The organism is Caulobacter sp. GW822-FHT07D08 (assembly GCF_058798735.1).
This window is the reverse complement of the sequence record NZ_JBXAKU010000008.1, coordinates 116,227-130,004: the sequence shown is the minus strand read 5'-3', so window position 1 is coordinate 130,004 and position 13,778 is coordinate 116,227. Positions and strand designations below refer to the sequence as shown.

Annotated in this window: 15 protein-coding genes; 4 read left to right on the top strand and 11 right to left on the bottom strand. The window is 68.8% G+C overall.

Annotated elements, in window-relative coordinates:
• Positions 1-18: 18 nt before the first annotated feature.
• The 8 genes from AC1RJ9_RS16335 to AC1RJ9_RS16300 form a co-directional block, all read right to left on the bottom strand.
• The gene (locus AC1RJ9_RS16335) at positions 19-1,437 is read right to left on the bottom strand and encodes an efflux transporter outer membrane subunit (protein WP_492837951.1); all 1,419 of its coding nucleotides are present in this window, start codon (positions 1,435-1,437) and stop codon (positions 19-21) included.
• Positions 1,434-2,315, bottom strand: a complete 882-nt coding sequence (locus AC1RJ9_RS16330; protein WP_492837950.1) for an efflux RND transporter periplasmic adaptor subunit — start codon at positions 2,313-2,315, stop codon at positions 1,434-1,436. Before AC1RJ9_RS16330 ends, AC1RJ9_RS16335 begins: the two co-directional genes overlap by 4 nt.
• A gap of 12 nt (positions 2,316-2,327) precedes the next feature.
• On the bottom strand, positions 2,328-2,537 hold the full coding sequence (locus AC1RJ9_RS16325) for a DUF1656 domain-containing protein (RefSeq protein ID WP_492837949.1): 210 nt from the start codon (positions 2,535-2,537) through the stop codon (positions 2,328-2,330).
• Entirely contained in the window at positions 2,534-4,552 is a 2,019-nt protein-coding gene (locus AC1RJ9_RS16320; protein ID WP_492837948.1) for an FUSC family protein, read from the bottom strand. The genes AC1RJ9_RS16325 and AC1RJ9_RS16320 overlap by 4 nt, the downstream gene beginning before the upstream one ends.
• Before the next feature lie 12 nt (positions 4,553-4,564).
• Positions 4,565-5,023 carry a MarR family winged helix-turn-helix transcriptional regulator gene (locus AC1RJ9_RS16315; protein WP_492837947.1) on the bottom strand — a complete coding sequence of 153 codons (459 nt, stop codon included), beginning with the start codon at positions 5,021-5,023 and terminating at the stop codon, positions 4,565-4,567.
• A 110-nt stretch (positions 5,024-5,133) separates the two neighbouring features.
• Positions 5,134-6,171 carry a purine-nucleoside phosphorylase gene (locus AC1RJ9_RS16310; RefSeq protein ID WP_492837946.1) on the bottom strand — a complete coding sequence of 346 codons (1,038 nt, stop codon included), beginning with the start codon at positions 6,169-6,171 and terminating at the stop codon, positions 5,134-5,136.
• Positions 6,172-6,347: 176 nt separating this feature from the next.
• Positions 6,348-7,211: a dienelactone hydrolase family protein gene (locus AC1RJ9_RS16305; protein ID WP_492837945.1), complete on the bottom strand. Its 864-nt coding sequence runs from the start codon at positions 7,209-7,211 to the stop codon at positions 6,348-6,350.
• Between the two features lie 101 nt (positions 7,212-7,312).
• Positions 7,313-8,341, bottom strand: coding sequence for a glycosylasparaginase (locus AC1RJ9_RS16300; protein ID WP_492837944.1), 1,029 nt, complete (start codon positions 8,339-8,341; stop codon positions 7,313-7,315).
• Between the two features lie 55 nt (positions 8,342-8,396).
• Between AC1RJ9_RS16300 and AC1RJ9_RS16295 the strand changes: the two genes are divergently transcribed.
• A complete protein-coding gene (locus AC1RJ9_RS16295) occupies positions 8,397-9,134 on the top strand; it encodes a copper homeostasis protein CutC (RefSeq protein WP_492837943.1) in 738 nt (245 codons plus the stop codon).
• A gap of 64 nt (positions 9,135-9,198) precedes the next feature.
• On the opposite strand, the gene AC1RJ9_RS16290 is transcribed toward AC1RJ9_RS16295, so the two are convergent.
• The 3 genes from AC1RJ9_RS16290 to AC1RJ9_RS16280 are packed head-to-tail and all read right to left on the bottom strand — an operon-like array spanning position 9,199 to position 11,816.
• On the bottom strand, positions 9,199-10,362 hold the full coding sequence (locus AC1RJ9_RS16290) for a glutathionylspermidine synthase family protein (protein WP_492837942.1): 1,164 nt from the start codon (positions 10,360-10,362) through the stop codon (positions 9,199-9,201).
• On the bottom strand, positions 10,362-11,120 hold the full coding sequence (locus tag AC1RJ9_RS16285; protein ID WP_492837941.1) for a PspA/IM30 family protein: 759 nt from the start codon (positions 11,118-11,120) through the stop codon (positions 10,362-10,364). The genes AC1RJ9_RS16290 and AC1RJ9_RS16285 overlap by 1 nt, the downstream gene beginning before the upstream one ends.
• Positions 11,121-11,144: 24 nt before the next feature.
• Entirely contained in the window at positions 11,145-11,816 is a 672-nt protein-coding gene (locus AC1RJ9_RS16280) for a YjfI family protein (protein ID WP_492837940.1), read from the bottom strand.
• 215 nt (positions 11,817-12,031) lie between these two features.
• Here AC1RJ9_RS16280 and AC1RJ9_RS16275 point away from each other — a divergent pair, with 215 nt between their 5' ends.
• Genes AC1RJ9_RS16275 through AC1RJ9_RS16265 form a run of 3 tightly spaced genes read left to right on the top strand, consistent with a single transcriptional unit; the run spans position 12,032 to position 13,760 of the window.
• Positions 12,032-12,679 (top strand): YjfK family protein, encoded by a 648-nt coding sequence (locus tag AC1RJ9_RS16275; protein WP_492837939.1) that lies wholly within the window; start codon positions 12,032-12,034, stop codon positions 12,677-12,679.
• Between the two features lie 17 nt (positions 12,680-12,696).
• Positions 12,697-13,110 carry a DUF350 domain-containing protein gene (locus AC1RJ9_RS16270; RefSeq protein ID WP_492837938.1) on the top strand — a complete coding sequence of 138 codons (414 nt, stop codon included), beginning with the start codon at positions 12,697-12,699 and terminating at the stop codon, positions 13,108-13,110.
• Between the two features lie 11 nt (positions 13,111-13,121).
• Positions 13,122-13,760 carry a DUF1190 domain-containing protein gene (locus AC1RJ9_RS16265; protein WP_492837937.1) on the top strand — a complete coding sequence of 213 codons (639 nt, stop codon included), beginning with the start codon at positions 13,122-13,124 and terminating at the stop codon, positions 13,758-13,760.
• The last annotated feature ends 18 nt before the right edge of the window (positions 13,761-13,778 follow it).

The following is a 13,778-nucleotide window of genomic DNA, read 5'->3' as shown; positions in this document are numbered from 1 at the left end:
CAAAGTCGCAAGACCACGCTATCGTTCCCAGCCGCCGCCCAGAGCCAGGAACAGGTTGACCTGGTCGGCGGCCACCTGGCTGTCGGCCGCCGCCAGAGCCGCCTCCGACTGGGCCAGGACGCGCTGGGCGTCGAGGCCGGCCAGGTACGGGCTGCGGCCAGCGCGGTAGAGGGTCTGGGCCTGGGTCTCGGCCAGGGCGGCCTGGTCGCGGGCCGCCTTCAGAGCGGCTTGGCGCCGCAGGTCGTGGGCGTAGGCGTCGAGGCTGGTCTCGGTCTCGCGCAGCGCGGTCAGAACCACACCGTCGAACCGGGCCAACGCGCCATCGGCGCCGGCTTCGGCCTGACGGATACGGGCCCGCTCGGCCTCGCCCGGCAAGGTCCAGGTGATCAGCGAGGTCAGGCCCCAGCGGTTGGCCGGCGCCTGGCCGATGTCGGCCAGGAGGCCCGTCGAGCCCGCGCCGAGGCCCAAGGTGACATTCGGATAGAGCGCGGCCGTGGCGACGCCGATCCGGGCCGTGGCGCCGGCCAGGGTCCGCTCGGCCTGACGCACGTCGGGCCGGCGCTTCAGCAGGGCCGCTCCGTCGCCGACCGGGATCGCCTGGGCCAGAATCGGCGGATGGAAGCAGGCCTCGACCGCCTTGGGAAACTCGCCCGGCGGCTTTCCGGTCAGGGTCGCCAGCCTGTAGAGCGCCGCGCGTCGCCGGCTCTGGTAGGTCGGCGGGCTGGCCCGGGAGAGATCCAGCTGGGCCTGGGCGCGGGACACGTCGACGGCCGTGCCCCTGCCTGCCCTCACCAGCTTGCGGGTGACGTCCAGGCCGCGCGACTGCAGGTCGACGGTGTGCTGAGCGACGGCCAGTTCGTGGCCGTTGGCGCAGGCCTCGACATAGGCGCGGGCGACGTCGGCGGCGACGCTGACGCGAGCCAGGTCAAGGGCGGCCTGGCTGGCCTCGGCGTCGGCATGGGCGGCCTCGGCGGCGCGCTTAATCCGGCCCACCAGGTCGACCTGGTAGGAGACCTTCACCCCGACATCGGCCAGGTTCTCGACCGGCAGCTGTTTAGTCAGGAGGTACTGCTCGCCGGACTCCCGCGAATGCATGGCGGCCGCCGAGGCGCCGAGCTTGAAGCCGCCCGCGTCGTCGGCCTCGCCGGCGATGGCCTGGGACCGCGCCAGGTTGGCGGCGGCGACGCGCAGGTCGGTGTTGGCCCTCAAGGCCTCCTCGACCAGGCCGTTCAGCACCGGGTCGTCATAGAGCTTCCACCAGCCGGCTGGGACAGGGTCCTGGCTAACCGCCCTCGAGGCCGCGCCCAGGAACGGCCCCTGCGCCGTCGGGGCGTTGATCTTGGCCTCGGCGGGCAGCTTGTAGTTCGGCCCGACCGCCGTGCAGGCGGCCAGGGCCAGCAGCGAACCGGCGAGCGCCAGGGCCTTGAGCGGGCTCATCGGCCGGCCCCCACCACCGCGACCGTGGCGGTGCGGCCGGCGATCAGGCGCAGGTCGCGCGGGGTCTGGTCCAAGGCCACCCGCACCGGCACCCGCTGGGCCAGGCGCACCCAGCTGAAGGTGGGGTTGACGTTGGGCAGCAGGTTGCCGCTGGCGGCGCGGTCGCGATCCTCGATGCCTGCGGCGATAGACTGGATGTGGCCCTTCAGCGGTCGCTCGTCACCCATCACCTTGACGGTCACCGGCTGGCCGATGCGCAAGGACGACAGCTTGGTCTCCTCGAAATAGCCCTCGACCCGGAACGAGCGGGAGTCGATCAGCGCCAGAACCGGCTTGCCGGCGGTGACGTAGTCGCCCGTGCGCAGGGTGAGGTCCGAGAGGAAGCCGTCGGTCGGGGCGAACACCACCGTGCGTTCCAGGTTCAGCGCCGCGACGTCGCGGGCCGCCAGGGCCTGGGACAGGGCCGCCTGGCTCTGCTCGACCTTGGACAGGCTCTGCTCGGTGACCTCGCCGGCGACCAGTTCGCCGAGGGTTCGGTTGCGCGCCAGTTCGCGGCGGGCCTGGGCCAGGGTCACACGCTGAGCGTCGACGGCGGCGTCGGCCTGGCGCAGGGCCAGGGCGTAGCGATCGCGGTCGACATAGAACAGCGGCTGGCCGGCCTTGACCGTCTGGTCGTTGACGGCGTCGACGCGGGTGACCAGGCCCGAGACGTCGGGAGCTACCTGCACGACATCGGCCCGGACACGCCCGTCGCGGGTCCAGGGATCGACCTGGTAGTGGGTCCATAGCGCCTTACCGCCGACCAGGGCGGCGATGACGACGACGCCGGTGACGGCGGCGCGGGCTGTGGTCGGTAGAATGGTCTTCAACGGAGGCATGCGGTCCGAACTTCAGAATTTCAGGGGCGAAGGGACCGCCACGACGACGGCCCAGAGGATGACGAACAGGGCGGTGTCGAACAACGCCGGGTGCCAGACCAAGCGATAGGCCCCGACCTTCGACAGCACGCGACGCAGCACGAACGACGCGACTAGCGCGATCACGGCCGAGACCAGGACGGAGGACAGGAAGACCCCGTCGATAGCGAACTCGCCGATCATCGGGCGATCTCCGGAACGAAGGCGGGAGCCTCCGGGAACAGGTTGCGGCGAAGGCCGACCAGGCCAGCCACGCCCTGCACCGCCGAGGCGGCCGGGACGCTCAACAGGCCGCGCAGGGCCGCGTCGATGCGGACCAGCAGGTCATCATTGGGCTTCCGGACGGCTCCGGCCGCCAGGGCGGCGAAATAGTCGCCGACGCCGTCAAGCGCGGCGTCCAGCCGGTCCTTGCCCTCTGGCGGCAGGTCCGGCCGGGCGGTCTGGACGGCGACCAGGTTCATGCCGACCCGCAGGTCGCGCAGGGCGTCGACGCCGACGAAGTCGTGGCGCCGGCCGGCGTCGGCCAGCTTGGGGGTCAGTATGCCCAGGCGGTCGACCAGGATGGCGGCGAAGGCGGCCGGTTCCGGCGCCTGGCGGGCGCGAGCCAGGCGGGCCAGGCCCCTCCAGGTGCGGACCAGCAGGCGCCGGGCGCTGGCGTCCACGCCCATCGAGCGCAGACCGGCCGTGACGATGATCGCGAACAGCAGACCGACGAACTGGCCCAGATTGCCGTTCAGGAAGCTCGCGAAGTCGGCGCTGAACGTCTCCTGCAGGGCCAGGGCGTTGAAGAAGCCCATCAACACAGCCAGGGCCGCGCCAGCCCGGCGCGGGTCGGGGATGTAGAGGCCCAGGAACAGCAGCGGCGGGGCCATGGTCAGGACCAGCAGCGGAAAGCCGTCGATCGCGGGCAAGATGGCGAACATGTAGATCGCCGACAGCGGCAGGGAGAGCAGGGTGTAGACGCCGAAGCTCTTGATGGCCGGAACCGGATCGTCCATCGCCGCGAAGAAGCAGCAGAACACGGCCGCCATGACCGGGGCGGCGGCGCCGTCGCCCCAACCGGCCAGGATCCAGGTCGCGCAGGAGAGCAGGATGGCGATCGCCGCCGCCCCGCCCGACAGCAGGGCCAGCGGCAGGTCGGCGTGCATCGCGCGTTGAGCCTTGACGCGGGTCGAGGCTTCCAGGCCCGGCGACAACGGCGCGTCCGGATCCTCGAGGCGCGCCATCAGGGCGTGGCCTTCGGCCAGCGCCCGAACGGTCGCGGACAGGCGCGCCAGGAGGCTCTCGATCAACAGGGCCGACCACGTCGCGCCGCGACGATGGGCGGCCAGCCTGTCCAGGCGCTCGATCAGGTCGAGGCCCCGGTCGCGGGGCGAGCCGGCCTCGATCCAGGCCGTAACGGCGTTCAGGGCGGCGCGAACGCGGTCGTCGCGAACCTCGCGCAGGGCCTCCATGCGGTCGGCCAGGCCCGACAGCAGCGGGATCAGCAGCAGCATGCGCTCGTGCAGAGCGCTGACGACGCCGGAGGTCTCGCGCAGGCGCGAGGTGTCGAACGGCAGATGGACGGCCAGCATCTGGATCTCGCTGGCGGCGGCGGCCAGGTGGCGGCGATCGCGGGCGATGGCCTCGCCGTTCTCGCCGTGCAGCACGTCCAGCGCCCAGTGGTCGGCCTCGCCCAGCCAGGTGGAGAGGCGTTGCTTCAGCACCGTTCCGACCGGACGCGGAAAGACCAGGCTATGAACCAGGGTGGCGCAGAGAATGCCCAGGCCGATCTCGATCACCCGCGAGACGGCGACGTCGAAGATCGCGCCGGGCTGGTTGACGCTGGGAAAGCCGATGATCGCGGCCGTGTAGCCGGACAGCATCAGGAGGTAGCTGCGCGGGGTGCGATCCAGCAGCGAGATGGTCAGGCAACCGCCCACCCACAGGGCAAGGGCCAGGCACAGCAGCACCGGCGCGTTAACGAGATTGGGCACGAGGGCGACGGCGGCGGCCGCGCCGAGCACGGTGCCCAGCACGCGGTAAACCGCCTTGGAGCGCACGGCCCCGGCCAGCGGCTGGCTGACGATATAGGCCGTGGTCATCGCCCAGTACGGACGCGGCAGGCCCAGGGCGAAGCCGATATAGAGGGCCAGCATCGCCGCCGCGAAGCTGTTCGCCGAGAACAGCAGCGTATGCCGATCGAACTTGGGGAACATGGTGGAAGCGCTCTACGCCCCCTGCCCGGCAGCCGCGTTCAAGGCGGCCTCGAACGCGGTGAAGGTCCGTACGGCGGCGGCGAGATCTGCGTCGCAGACGTCGGCCAGCAGCTGAGCCCGCACCACCTGCACGGCATCCTCGACCACCGCGGCCAGCGCCTGACCGTCGGTCGTCAGATGCAGGGTCTTGGCGCGCTTGTCGGAAGGATCATCGCGGCGCTCGACCAGACCCGCCTGGCTCAACTGATCGAGAATCCGGACCAAGGACGGTCCCTCCACTCCGATCTCCTCGGCCAGCATGCCCTGGCGCATGCCGCCGCCCGCGCGGGCGATGTGCAACACCGGCATGGCTTTGGCGTCCGAGATGCCGTGGGCGGCCAGGGCGCGGTTGACCTCACGCCGATAGACCCGCGCCAGGCGCAGCAGGCCTTGGGCGAAGGCGCGTTCATCGAGGGTGCGAATGGCGGTCATGGAACGAAGGTCAATTAAATAGGTAGCTTCCTATCTAAATTAGATAGCATCCTACCTATCCCGTCGCAAGAGCGCCGCAGGGAATTCCGAGAAGCCGTCGCGAGTTGGGCTCAGAGAGGCGGCGGGCCGTCCCGCCAGCGCGGCCAGTCGGCGACGATGTGGTCCACAATGCGCGATCCGACCGCGCCGATATTGGCGACAGTCTCGGCGAAGCCGCCGGCTGTTTGCCCCGGCGCCGGGTCGAGGTGCTGCAGGGTCGTTTCCCCCGGCGCGCCCTGATCGAAATTGACCGCCCCACGCAGGCTGAGGATGCGCCCCGTTCCCCACTGGCGCTTGATCACCAGGGCCAGTGCGGCGGCCTCCATCTCGGTGATCACATAGTCATCGGCGCCGTAGAGCTTGGCGATGGATTGGGCCTCCTTCGACAGGCCCGGGCCATGGAAGAAGGTGTCGCCGGTCATGTGCGTGCCGACCATGATCGAGGGGGCCGCGCGCGCACGGGCGTCGGCATAGCGCATACGGTAGCGGCCGGCGTCGTCGCTGTCCTGCATAGGAGCGCCCTTGGACAGGCGGACGGCCCAGCCGACCAGGGTCGGGTCGAGCTGGAAGCGGCGGTACTCTTCGTAGCCGGCCCGCGGCATGAAGGTCGGCGCGCCGGGCGTGTTCTCCGCCGGCGCCCAGCGATGGCCGAGGTCATAGTCGACGAGCCAGCTGGCCCAGGAGACGTCGCCGATCGTCCCGCGCGAAGGCGGCGTCCCGCCGACGCCGCTGAGGATGAAATAGGCCTGCGAAAAGTCGTAGGCCGGGTCCAGCAGGATGGCCTGCATAGAGGCCGACGCATTGACCTTGCCCATGCCCAAGGTCGAGCCGCAGACCCCGTCGGGGTTGCAGTAGACGGGCTTGAGAGCCCCCCTCACGGTCCTGGGCGCGCTCTGACGCCAGTAGCGCTCGTACCAGGGCTGAAACTCGCCCGCGCGGTCGCCGGTGTTCTCGCCGATCTCGAACATGGCGGCGACGAAGACCTTAACCTTGATCGGGACAGGAGCCTGCGCATGGGCGCCGCCCGCCAGGGCGAACGCGGCGAGAACGGCGGCCAGTAGTCTCACGGCCTTGGTTCCAGCGGTCGGGAGTTCCAATCGTAGGATCATGACTGGACGCTATCGACCTTCAAATCTGATTTGCTGAAGCTCTACGTCATCGAAGACGCGCTCTATGGAGCAATCGATTCAGGCAGGAGCAGTTCTTGCCGTTTGGCTGCTCGATTTCGATGCTGCGCCGCGCCTCCCCCATTCGGAGCGAGGGGGAGAGGCGCGGCGCCAGCGCCTTAGCCCAGCGCCTTCTTGTACAGCGCCAGGAGGTTGCTCCAGGCGGTCTCGGCGGCGGCCTCGTTGTAGACTTGGCTGCCCTTGACGGTCCAACCGTGAGCGGCGCCGGCGAAGACCTCGACCTGGGCCGGCCGCTTGGCGGCCTCGAAGCCGGCCTTCAGCTTGTCCTTGGCGGTCGGGTCCTGCTTGTCGTCGTTATCGGCGATCTCGATCAGGTAGCTGGCGTAGGTCTTGGGGATCAGCAGGTGCGGGCTGTCCTCCTTGTCCGTGACCAGACCGCCGCCGTGGAAGCTGGCGACCGCGCCGATCCTGGCCGGGACCGCGGCGGCCGTGCGGAACGACAGCGGACCGCCCATGCAGTAGCCCTGCACGCCGGCCTTCTTGGCCTTGTCGGTCTTCGACTGGGCGTCGAGGAAGGCGATATAGGCCGATGCGTCCCTGAACGTGCCTTCCGTGGTCACCGAGGCGCGCAGCGGCGTCAGCTTGGCCCGGTCGTCGGGATTGGCGAAGTTGAACGTTCCCTCGACCACCGGCGCCTTCTTGACCCGATAGTAGAGGTTGGGGACCAGCACGACATAGCCGGCCGCGGCCAGGCGGCGGCCCATGTCGCGGAACACCGGACGCAGGCTCATCACGTCGGGCCACAGCAGCACCGCCGGGTATTTGCCCTTGGCCTTCGGATAGAACAGCGCCGCGTCCGCCACGCCGTCGGGCGTCTTCACCTCGACGTCCTTCTCCTCGACCGTGTCGTCGGCGCGGGCGACCGTGGCGACGCCGGTGGCCGCGACTGTCAGCAGGCCGAAGGCGCGGCGCGAAAGGCGGGGGTCGTGAACGAGGCCTGGGTGGATATCGTCATCGCACATGGCGGTCTCCTCCGAATGATGGGAGCGGCACGCTATAACCGCGTTCTCCTGCCGCATACCCTCTTTCCAAGGCGCCTCACGGGTCGCCTTGCTGGCCCTCTTTAGGCGCCCAACTGATAGGTCGCCTTGCCGGGCAGCAGCAGGTCCTGCTTCCTGCCGTCGCACAGGGCGTAGCTGAAGCCGCTCTGGATCGCCCAGGCCCCGACCTCGCCCCGCTTGTTGACGGCCAGGAAGCCGACCTGGAATTCCTTGGCGTTGGGCTTCTTCTTGAGGATGCGCTCGACGGCCTCGCGGCAGGCGGCCTCGGGCGAGCGGCCCTGGCGCATCAGCTCCACGACCAGGAAGCTGCCGACATTGCGGATCACCTCCTCGCCGACCCCGGTCGAGGTGGCGCCGCCGACCTCGTTGTCGACATAGAGGCCCGCGCCGATGATCGGGCTGTCCCCGACCCGGCCGCGCATCTTCCAGGCCATGCCGCTGGTGGTGCAGGCGCCGGCGATGTTTCCCTTGGCGTCGATGGCCAGCATGCCGATGGTGTCGTGGTTGTTGGCCCCGCCCGGCGTGCCCAACTGGCCGGAGGTCTTGCCGTAGTCGCCGACCTCGCTGTTGGCCGTGGGCTGGTACTTGGCCTCCTTCTTCCAGGCCTCCCAGGCGATCCTGGATTCCGGGGTCAGCAGTTCCTCGCGCGGGAAGCCCTGCTCCAGCGCGAACTGCAGGGCGCCGGCTCCGACCAGCATCACGTGCGGGGTCTTCTCCATGACCTTTCGCGCGACCGAGATCGGATGGGCGATGTGCTCCAGGGCCGCGACCGCGCCGCAGTTGCCCAGCTCGTCCATGATGCAGGCGTCCAGCGAGACGTGGCCGTCGCGATCCGGATAGCCGGCGCGACCGACGCTGTGGTTCTTCAGGTCCTGCTCGGGCACGCGCGCGCCGGCCTCGACGGCGTCCAGCGCCCGACCGCCCTTGGACAGCACCGCCCAGGCGGCCTGGTTAGCGGCGACGCCGAAGTCCCAGGTGGAGATGACGCACGGCCCGTCCAGCTTGGTGACGATCTCCGCAGCGGACGCCTTGGCGCCCAGCATCGCCGATCCGACCAGGGAGGCGCCGATCAGGCCTCTACGATTCATCATGCTCGTGTGCTCCAACAAGATCGCGCGAATCCCTAGCACGACCTGGAGCAGGACCATGACCGCCACCCGCATTCTTCTGGAAGTCTGTGTCGACACGCCCGCCGGACTGGCGGCGGCGATCGCCGGCGGCGCGGATCGGATCGAACTTTGCGCGGTGCTGGCGCTACAGGGCCTGACCCCCGCCCCCGGCCTGATGGCCCAGGCGGCCAGCGCGCCCATCCCGATCTATCCGATGATCCGTCCCCGGAATGGTGACTTCTGCTATGACGCCGGCGACCTGGATCACATGCGGCGGGACATCGACGCGGTGCGGGAATACGGCCTCGCGGGCGTGGTCATCGGGGCCAACCTCCCTGACGGCCAGCTGGATCTGGATGTGCTGGAAATGCTGGTCGAGCATAGCCAGGGGCTGGGCCTGAGCCTGCACCGCGCGTTCGACCTCGTTCCCGAACAGTCCGTGGCCCTGGAGGCGGCCATCGCCCTGGGCTTCGAGCGGGTGCTGACCTCGGGCGGCGCCCTGACGGCGCAAGCGGGCGCGGAGCGGATCGCCGAGCTGGTCCAGCAGGCCGACGGCCGGATCGGCATCCTGGCCGGCGCTGGCGTGCGGCCATCGAACGTGGCCGAACTGGTGAAACGCACCGGCGTGCGCGAGGTGCACGGCTCGTTCAGCGGTCAGATTCCGGGAGCGGCTCCGGGATCGAAGCTCAGCGAGATGGGCTTCGTGCCGCCGGAGCTGCGGGACACGGATGAGGCGGCCGTCGCGGAAGCGGCGCGGATTCTCCGCGACCTCTGAAACAGATGGCGAGCGCCGCGCTTGGTCCTCATCCTGAGCTTGTCGCAGGTCGAGGTCCGGCCCCTCAGCCCTCGATGATGTGCGGGATGAACCGCGAGCGGTCCCGCGTCACCCGGCCCCTGTCCTCGCGCACGCCGATCCCGGCCGGCTGGTCGCCGATGACCCACGAACCTACCACGGGATAGTTCACGCCGAACTTGGGCGGGGCTTTAAGTTCCTGGCGGATCCAGCCTTCCTCGCCATAGCCCTGGTCCAGCACCCGGCCCTTGCGGCCGTCCTTCCAGAGCTCGACATTGGCGCCCTCGCGGCTGAACAGAGGCTTGCGGGCGTAGCTATTACCCAACCGCTCCACCTTGGGATCGTCGTCGAAATAGGTCTCGAGCAGGTTCGGGTGACCCGGATGGCGCTCCCACAGCAGCGGCAGCAGCGCCTTGTTCGACAGCACCGCCTTCCACGGCGGCTCCAGGAACAGGGTCTTGGAGCTGGCGATGTTGGCCGCGTAAGGCTCGCGCAGCATGTCCTCCCAGGGGTACAGCTTGAACATCGCCCCGACGATGTAGTTGTCCTGGTCGACGAAGCGGCCGTCGGCGTCGAGGCCGATCGCCGTCATCGGCACGAACTTCGGCTCCAGGCCCGCGAGCCGGGCCATATCCTCCAGGAACCGCACGGTCTGGCGATCCTCGACAAAGTCCGGATCGCTGGCGAAATGGACGAAGCCGCCGTTCGGGAAGATCGCCTTGAAGCGCTCGGCCAGTTGGTCGTGCAGACTGTTGAACTGGTCCGTGGTTTCCGGAAGCAGGCCTTGCTGGATCAGGTCCTCCAGCCACAGCCACTGGAACACGCCGGCCTCATAGATGCTGGTCGGGGTGTCGGCGTTGTACTCGTAGAGCTTGGGCGGTCCCGCCCCGTCGTAGAAGAAGTCGAAGCGGCCATAGAGCGACGGATCGCGCGCCGCCCACGAGGCGGCGACCAGATCGCGAGACGCTTCGGGGATTTGCAGACGCGCCATCAGGGCGTCGCTCTTCACCGCGTCGTCGACCAGATCGAGACACAGCTTGTGCAGCGCCTCGGTCGCGGGCTCCAGATGGCCCTCGACCTCCTCCAGCGTGAAGGCGTAGGCGGCCCGTTCGTCCCAGTAGCGACGACCGTCCGCGTGATGCCAGGTGAAGCCGACCGCCTCGGCCTTGGACTTCCAGTCCGGTCGAGGCGTCAGGGTGAGACGGCGCATCAGGCGTCCGAGCCGTCCTTGTTGGCTTTCACCTTGTCCTCGATGGCCAGCATCGGAGCGGGCAGCGCCTCGTCCTTCGGGGCCATCAGGCGGGCCAGCACGTCCTCGGCGCCGCCACCGCCCGGCAGGATGCCGGCGGCCGCGAGCTTGGCGTCGAGATCCGCGCCGGTCTTGCGATCCTCGGACTCGTTGTGCAGCTTGAATTGCTCCTCGCGGACCGACTGGCGCTCCTTGATGCGCTTGAGGCTGTCGGCGGCCGAGCCGACGACGCCGCTGGCCGACCCCGAGCGCGAGATCACGGCGGCCTGAGCCTTCTGGACGCTCTCGTTGACCTTCACGATCTCGATCTCGCGGCGCAGGGCTTCGATCTTGGTGTCGGTCTGGGCGATGATCGTGCGCAGCTTGTCCTCGGCCGTGCGCAGCTCGGTCATCTGCGTGGCCTTCTGGCCGGCGTCCTTCTCGAGGTCGGCGATGCGCTGGGCGACTTCCAGGGCCAGGGCCTGGTCGCCCTTGTTCATCGCCGCGCGGGCCGAGGACTCGTACTTGCGCGACTGGTCGGTCAGCTGGGCGACCTCGGTCTCCAGCGAACGGCGGCGAGCGACCAACTTGGCCAGCTCGTCCCGGGCCTTGCCCTGGGCGTTGTCGGCGTCGCGGATTTCCTGGTCCAGGATCCTCAGGGCGTTGGCGTCCACGATGGTCTGCGCGCCGTCATGCGCGGTCCCACGGAACAGGGCCGAGAGCTTGCTCCAGATCGACATCAGTAAGTCTCCAGGTCCGAATTCTTAGGCGGCCGACGCGCGGCTTTTTTCGAAGGTGTCGCGCAGGTCGCTGGCGGCGGCGATGGCGTTGTCGGCCAGGGTGCGCAGCTCGATGATCAGCGTCTGCAGGGTGGTCTTGGACGAGATCTCGCCCATCAGCTCGTAATAGTCACGACCGTCGACGCTGGTGATGCCGAAATTCGACAGCGGCACGATCTTCTGGGCCTTGAGCAGGAACTCGTTGAAGGCCGCGCGGTCGTTCTGCTCGTCGCAGGGCCACAACAGGGTCGAGACGACCAGTTGCAGCTCGCCGCCGCTGACATAGATCGGCAGATCGCCGAACTCGTGCATCGTGACCTGCAGCACGGGCTCGACGCCCTCGACGACGATGGCGGTCATCTCTTCGTCGCGCACGAGGGCGCTTTCCACCAGCGCGTCGCGCAGCGAGTGGATCGTCCAGGCGGTATCGATAACGGAGTCCATGTGTCTGACGCCCTTGGGGGGATGGGGGTTGGTTGCCAGGTTCGGGCCACGAACCGACTCGACGACGATCGCCTGCACGGCCGAAAGGATGTCGGGCTTGCACGCCGCCGGCGCCCAGACCTCGATCTTCACGAAGCCGGCGTTCCGGCGGGCTTCGCGCCACGCTCGGGTTCTTTCAGCGGCCTGGGCGCTTCGGGTCGGTTTGGCAGGCATGCGTTACATGTACGCATAACATGTACGCTTGACAAGGCGTCGTTCGGCGTCATCCTGCGAGTTAGTTCACCCCCCGAGCGTGGCTCGCCACGCTCAGTGCGCTTGGATCGGACCTTGTTCCTTGAACAAGGCCGGGGCAAGCGCGCCGTCGGGCAATTCGGCGTCGCTTGTCAGATAAGCGGCCCGAGCAGGTTTTTGAGGGCACGCGCACCGCGATGTTCGGAAAGCTTTTCGGCAACAAAGGCGGCGAGGCCAGGCCCGCCCTGCCCGTGATCCGCAATGTCACGATCGGCCGGACCGTGGTGCTGGATCCGCTGGCCTGGCGCCGGTTCGGAGCCGAGACCAAGTTCGCCCTCGACCGCGACACGCTGGAGATCACCGCCCAGGGCCTGATCCAGCTGAACGACGGCGCGTTCGTGCATCGCTTCTATACGGACGACGAGATCCTGTTCCAGGTCGTGTCGGACGACCGCGAGGGCCAGAAGGCCAACGACTTCACCGTTTTCATGCCGTGGACCAGCGAATATCCGGCCGACCGGGCCGATCGCGACCTGTGGGCCCAGCGCCTGCGCGGGCGCGCGTTCCAGCCCGAGGGCCTGCCCGCCTATACCCGCCTGTGGTTCGGCGAAGAGGCCGCGGAGCAGGATCCGGTGACCCTTTGGGAAGACGTCTATTACAACCGCGACGCCGATCGGCCCGACCGACGCCTCTTCCAGACCACCATGCTGTTCAATCGCGACCTCGCCGGCGGCGACGGGCGCGAGCTGCTTCTGGCCCTGACCCTCGAGCCCGAGGACAGCAAGGACGTCAGCCACGAGACGATGATCGGCCTGCCGCTGTCGGTGGGTGAGTTCAGGGCCTAGGTAGGGGACAAACCCAGATGTTCGACTTCACCAGTTTCCAGGACGGCGCGACCGCGTTCCTGCTGGCCTTCGTCGTGGCCGGCCTGTTCACGATCGCCTTTAAGTACATCTACCAGTGGGTGACGCCCTACAACGAGAAGAGCCTGATCCGGGCGGGCAACACCTCGGCGGCCATCGCCCTGGCCGGCGCGCTGATCGGTTACGCCCTGCCGCTGGCTTCGGCCCTGAGCCACACGGTCAGCCTGCCGGAGCTCGCCGCCTGGGCGACCTTGGCGGGGATTATCCAGATCGCCGCGTTCACCGGCGTGCGCCTGATCGCCCTGCCCGACGTCAAGGCGCGGATCGAGGCCAACGAGGTCTCGATCGGCATCTATCTGGCCGGCATCTCGATCGCGGTCGGCCTGTTGAACGCCGCCTGCATGACCTCTTGAGGACCTGAGCGATGACCCCGCGCAAACGCTCGAGCTCACTGAAGCTGACCACCATGCTGGCCGGCGCCACGGCCCTGACCCTGTCCGGGTGCGACGATCCCGCCGGCCAGGCCAGCTGGGATCCCAACAAGGGCGAGCAGGTCGAGGCCTTCAGCTACAAGACCCTGGAAGAGTGCAAGGCGGCCAACGAGGTCTCCGACGCCCAGTGCGACACCTCCTACGCCGCCGCCCAGAAGGACGACGCCAAGGACGCCCCGCGCTACGAGGCCCGGGCCTCGTGCGAGGAGGTCTATGGCGCCGGCAACTGCGTGCCGCGCAGCTACAACAACGGCGGCAACTTCTTCACGCCCCTGCTGGCCGGCTTCGTGATCGGCCGGATGCTGGACGGCGGCGGCTATCGCGGCACCGGCCTCTATCGCCAGGACGACCGCTATGGCGGCGGCTACTATTCGACCTGGGGGGGGCGCCTGGGCCGCGACTACAGCACCGGCCGCACGGTCATCAGCCGCGAGAGCATCGACCCGCCCGACGCGATCCGCAACGCCCCGCCCAAGGTCCAGACCCGCACTTCCGTGGTCTCGCGCGGCGGCTTCGGCGGCGGTCGCAGCTATGCCAGCAGCGGCAGCTATAAGGGCGGTTTCGGCGGCTAGATCGGACGGACGCGCTTT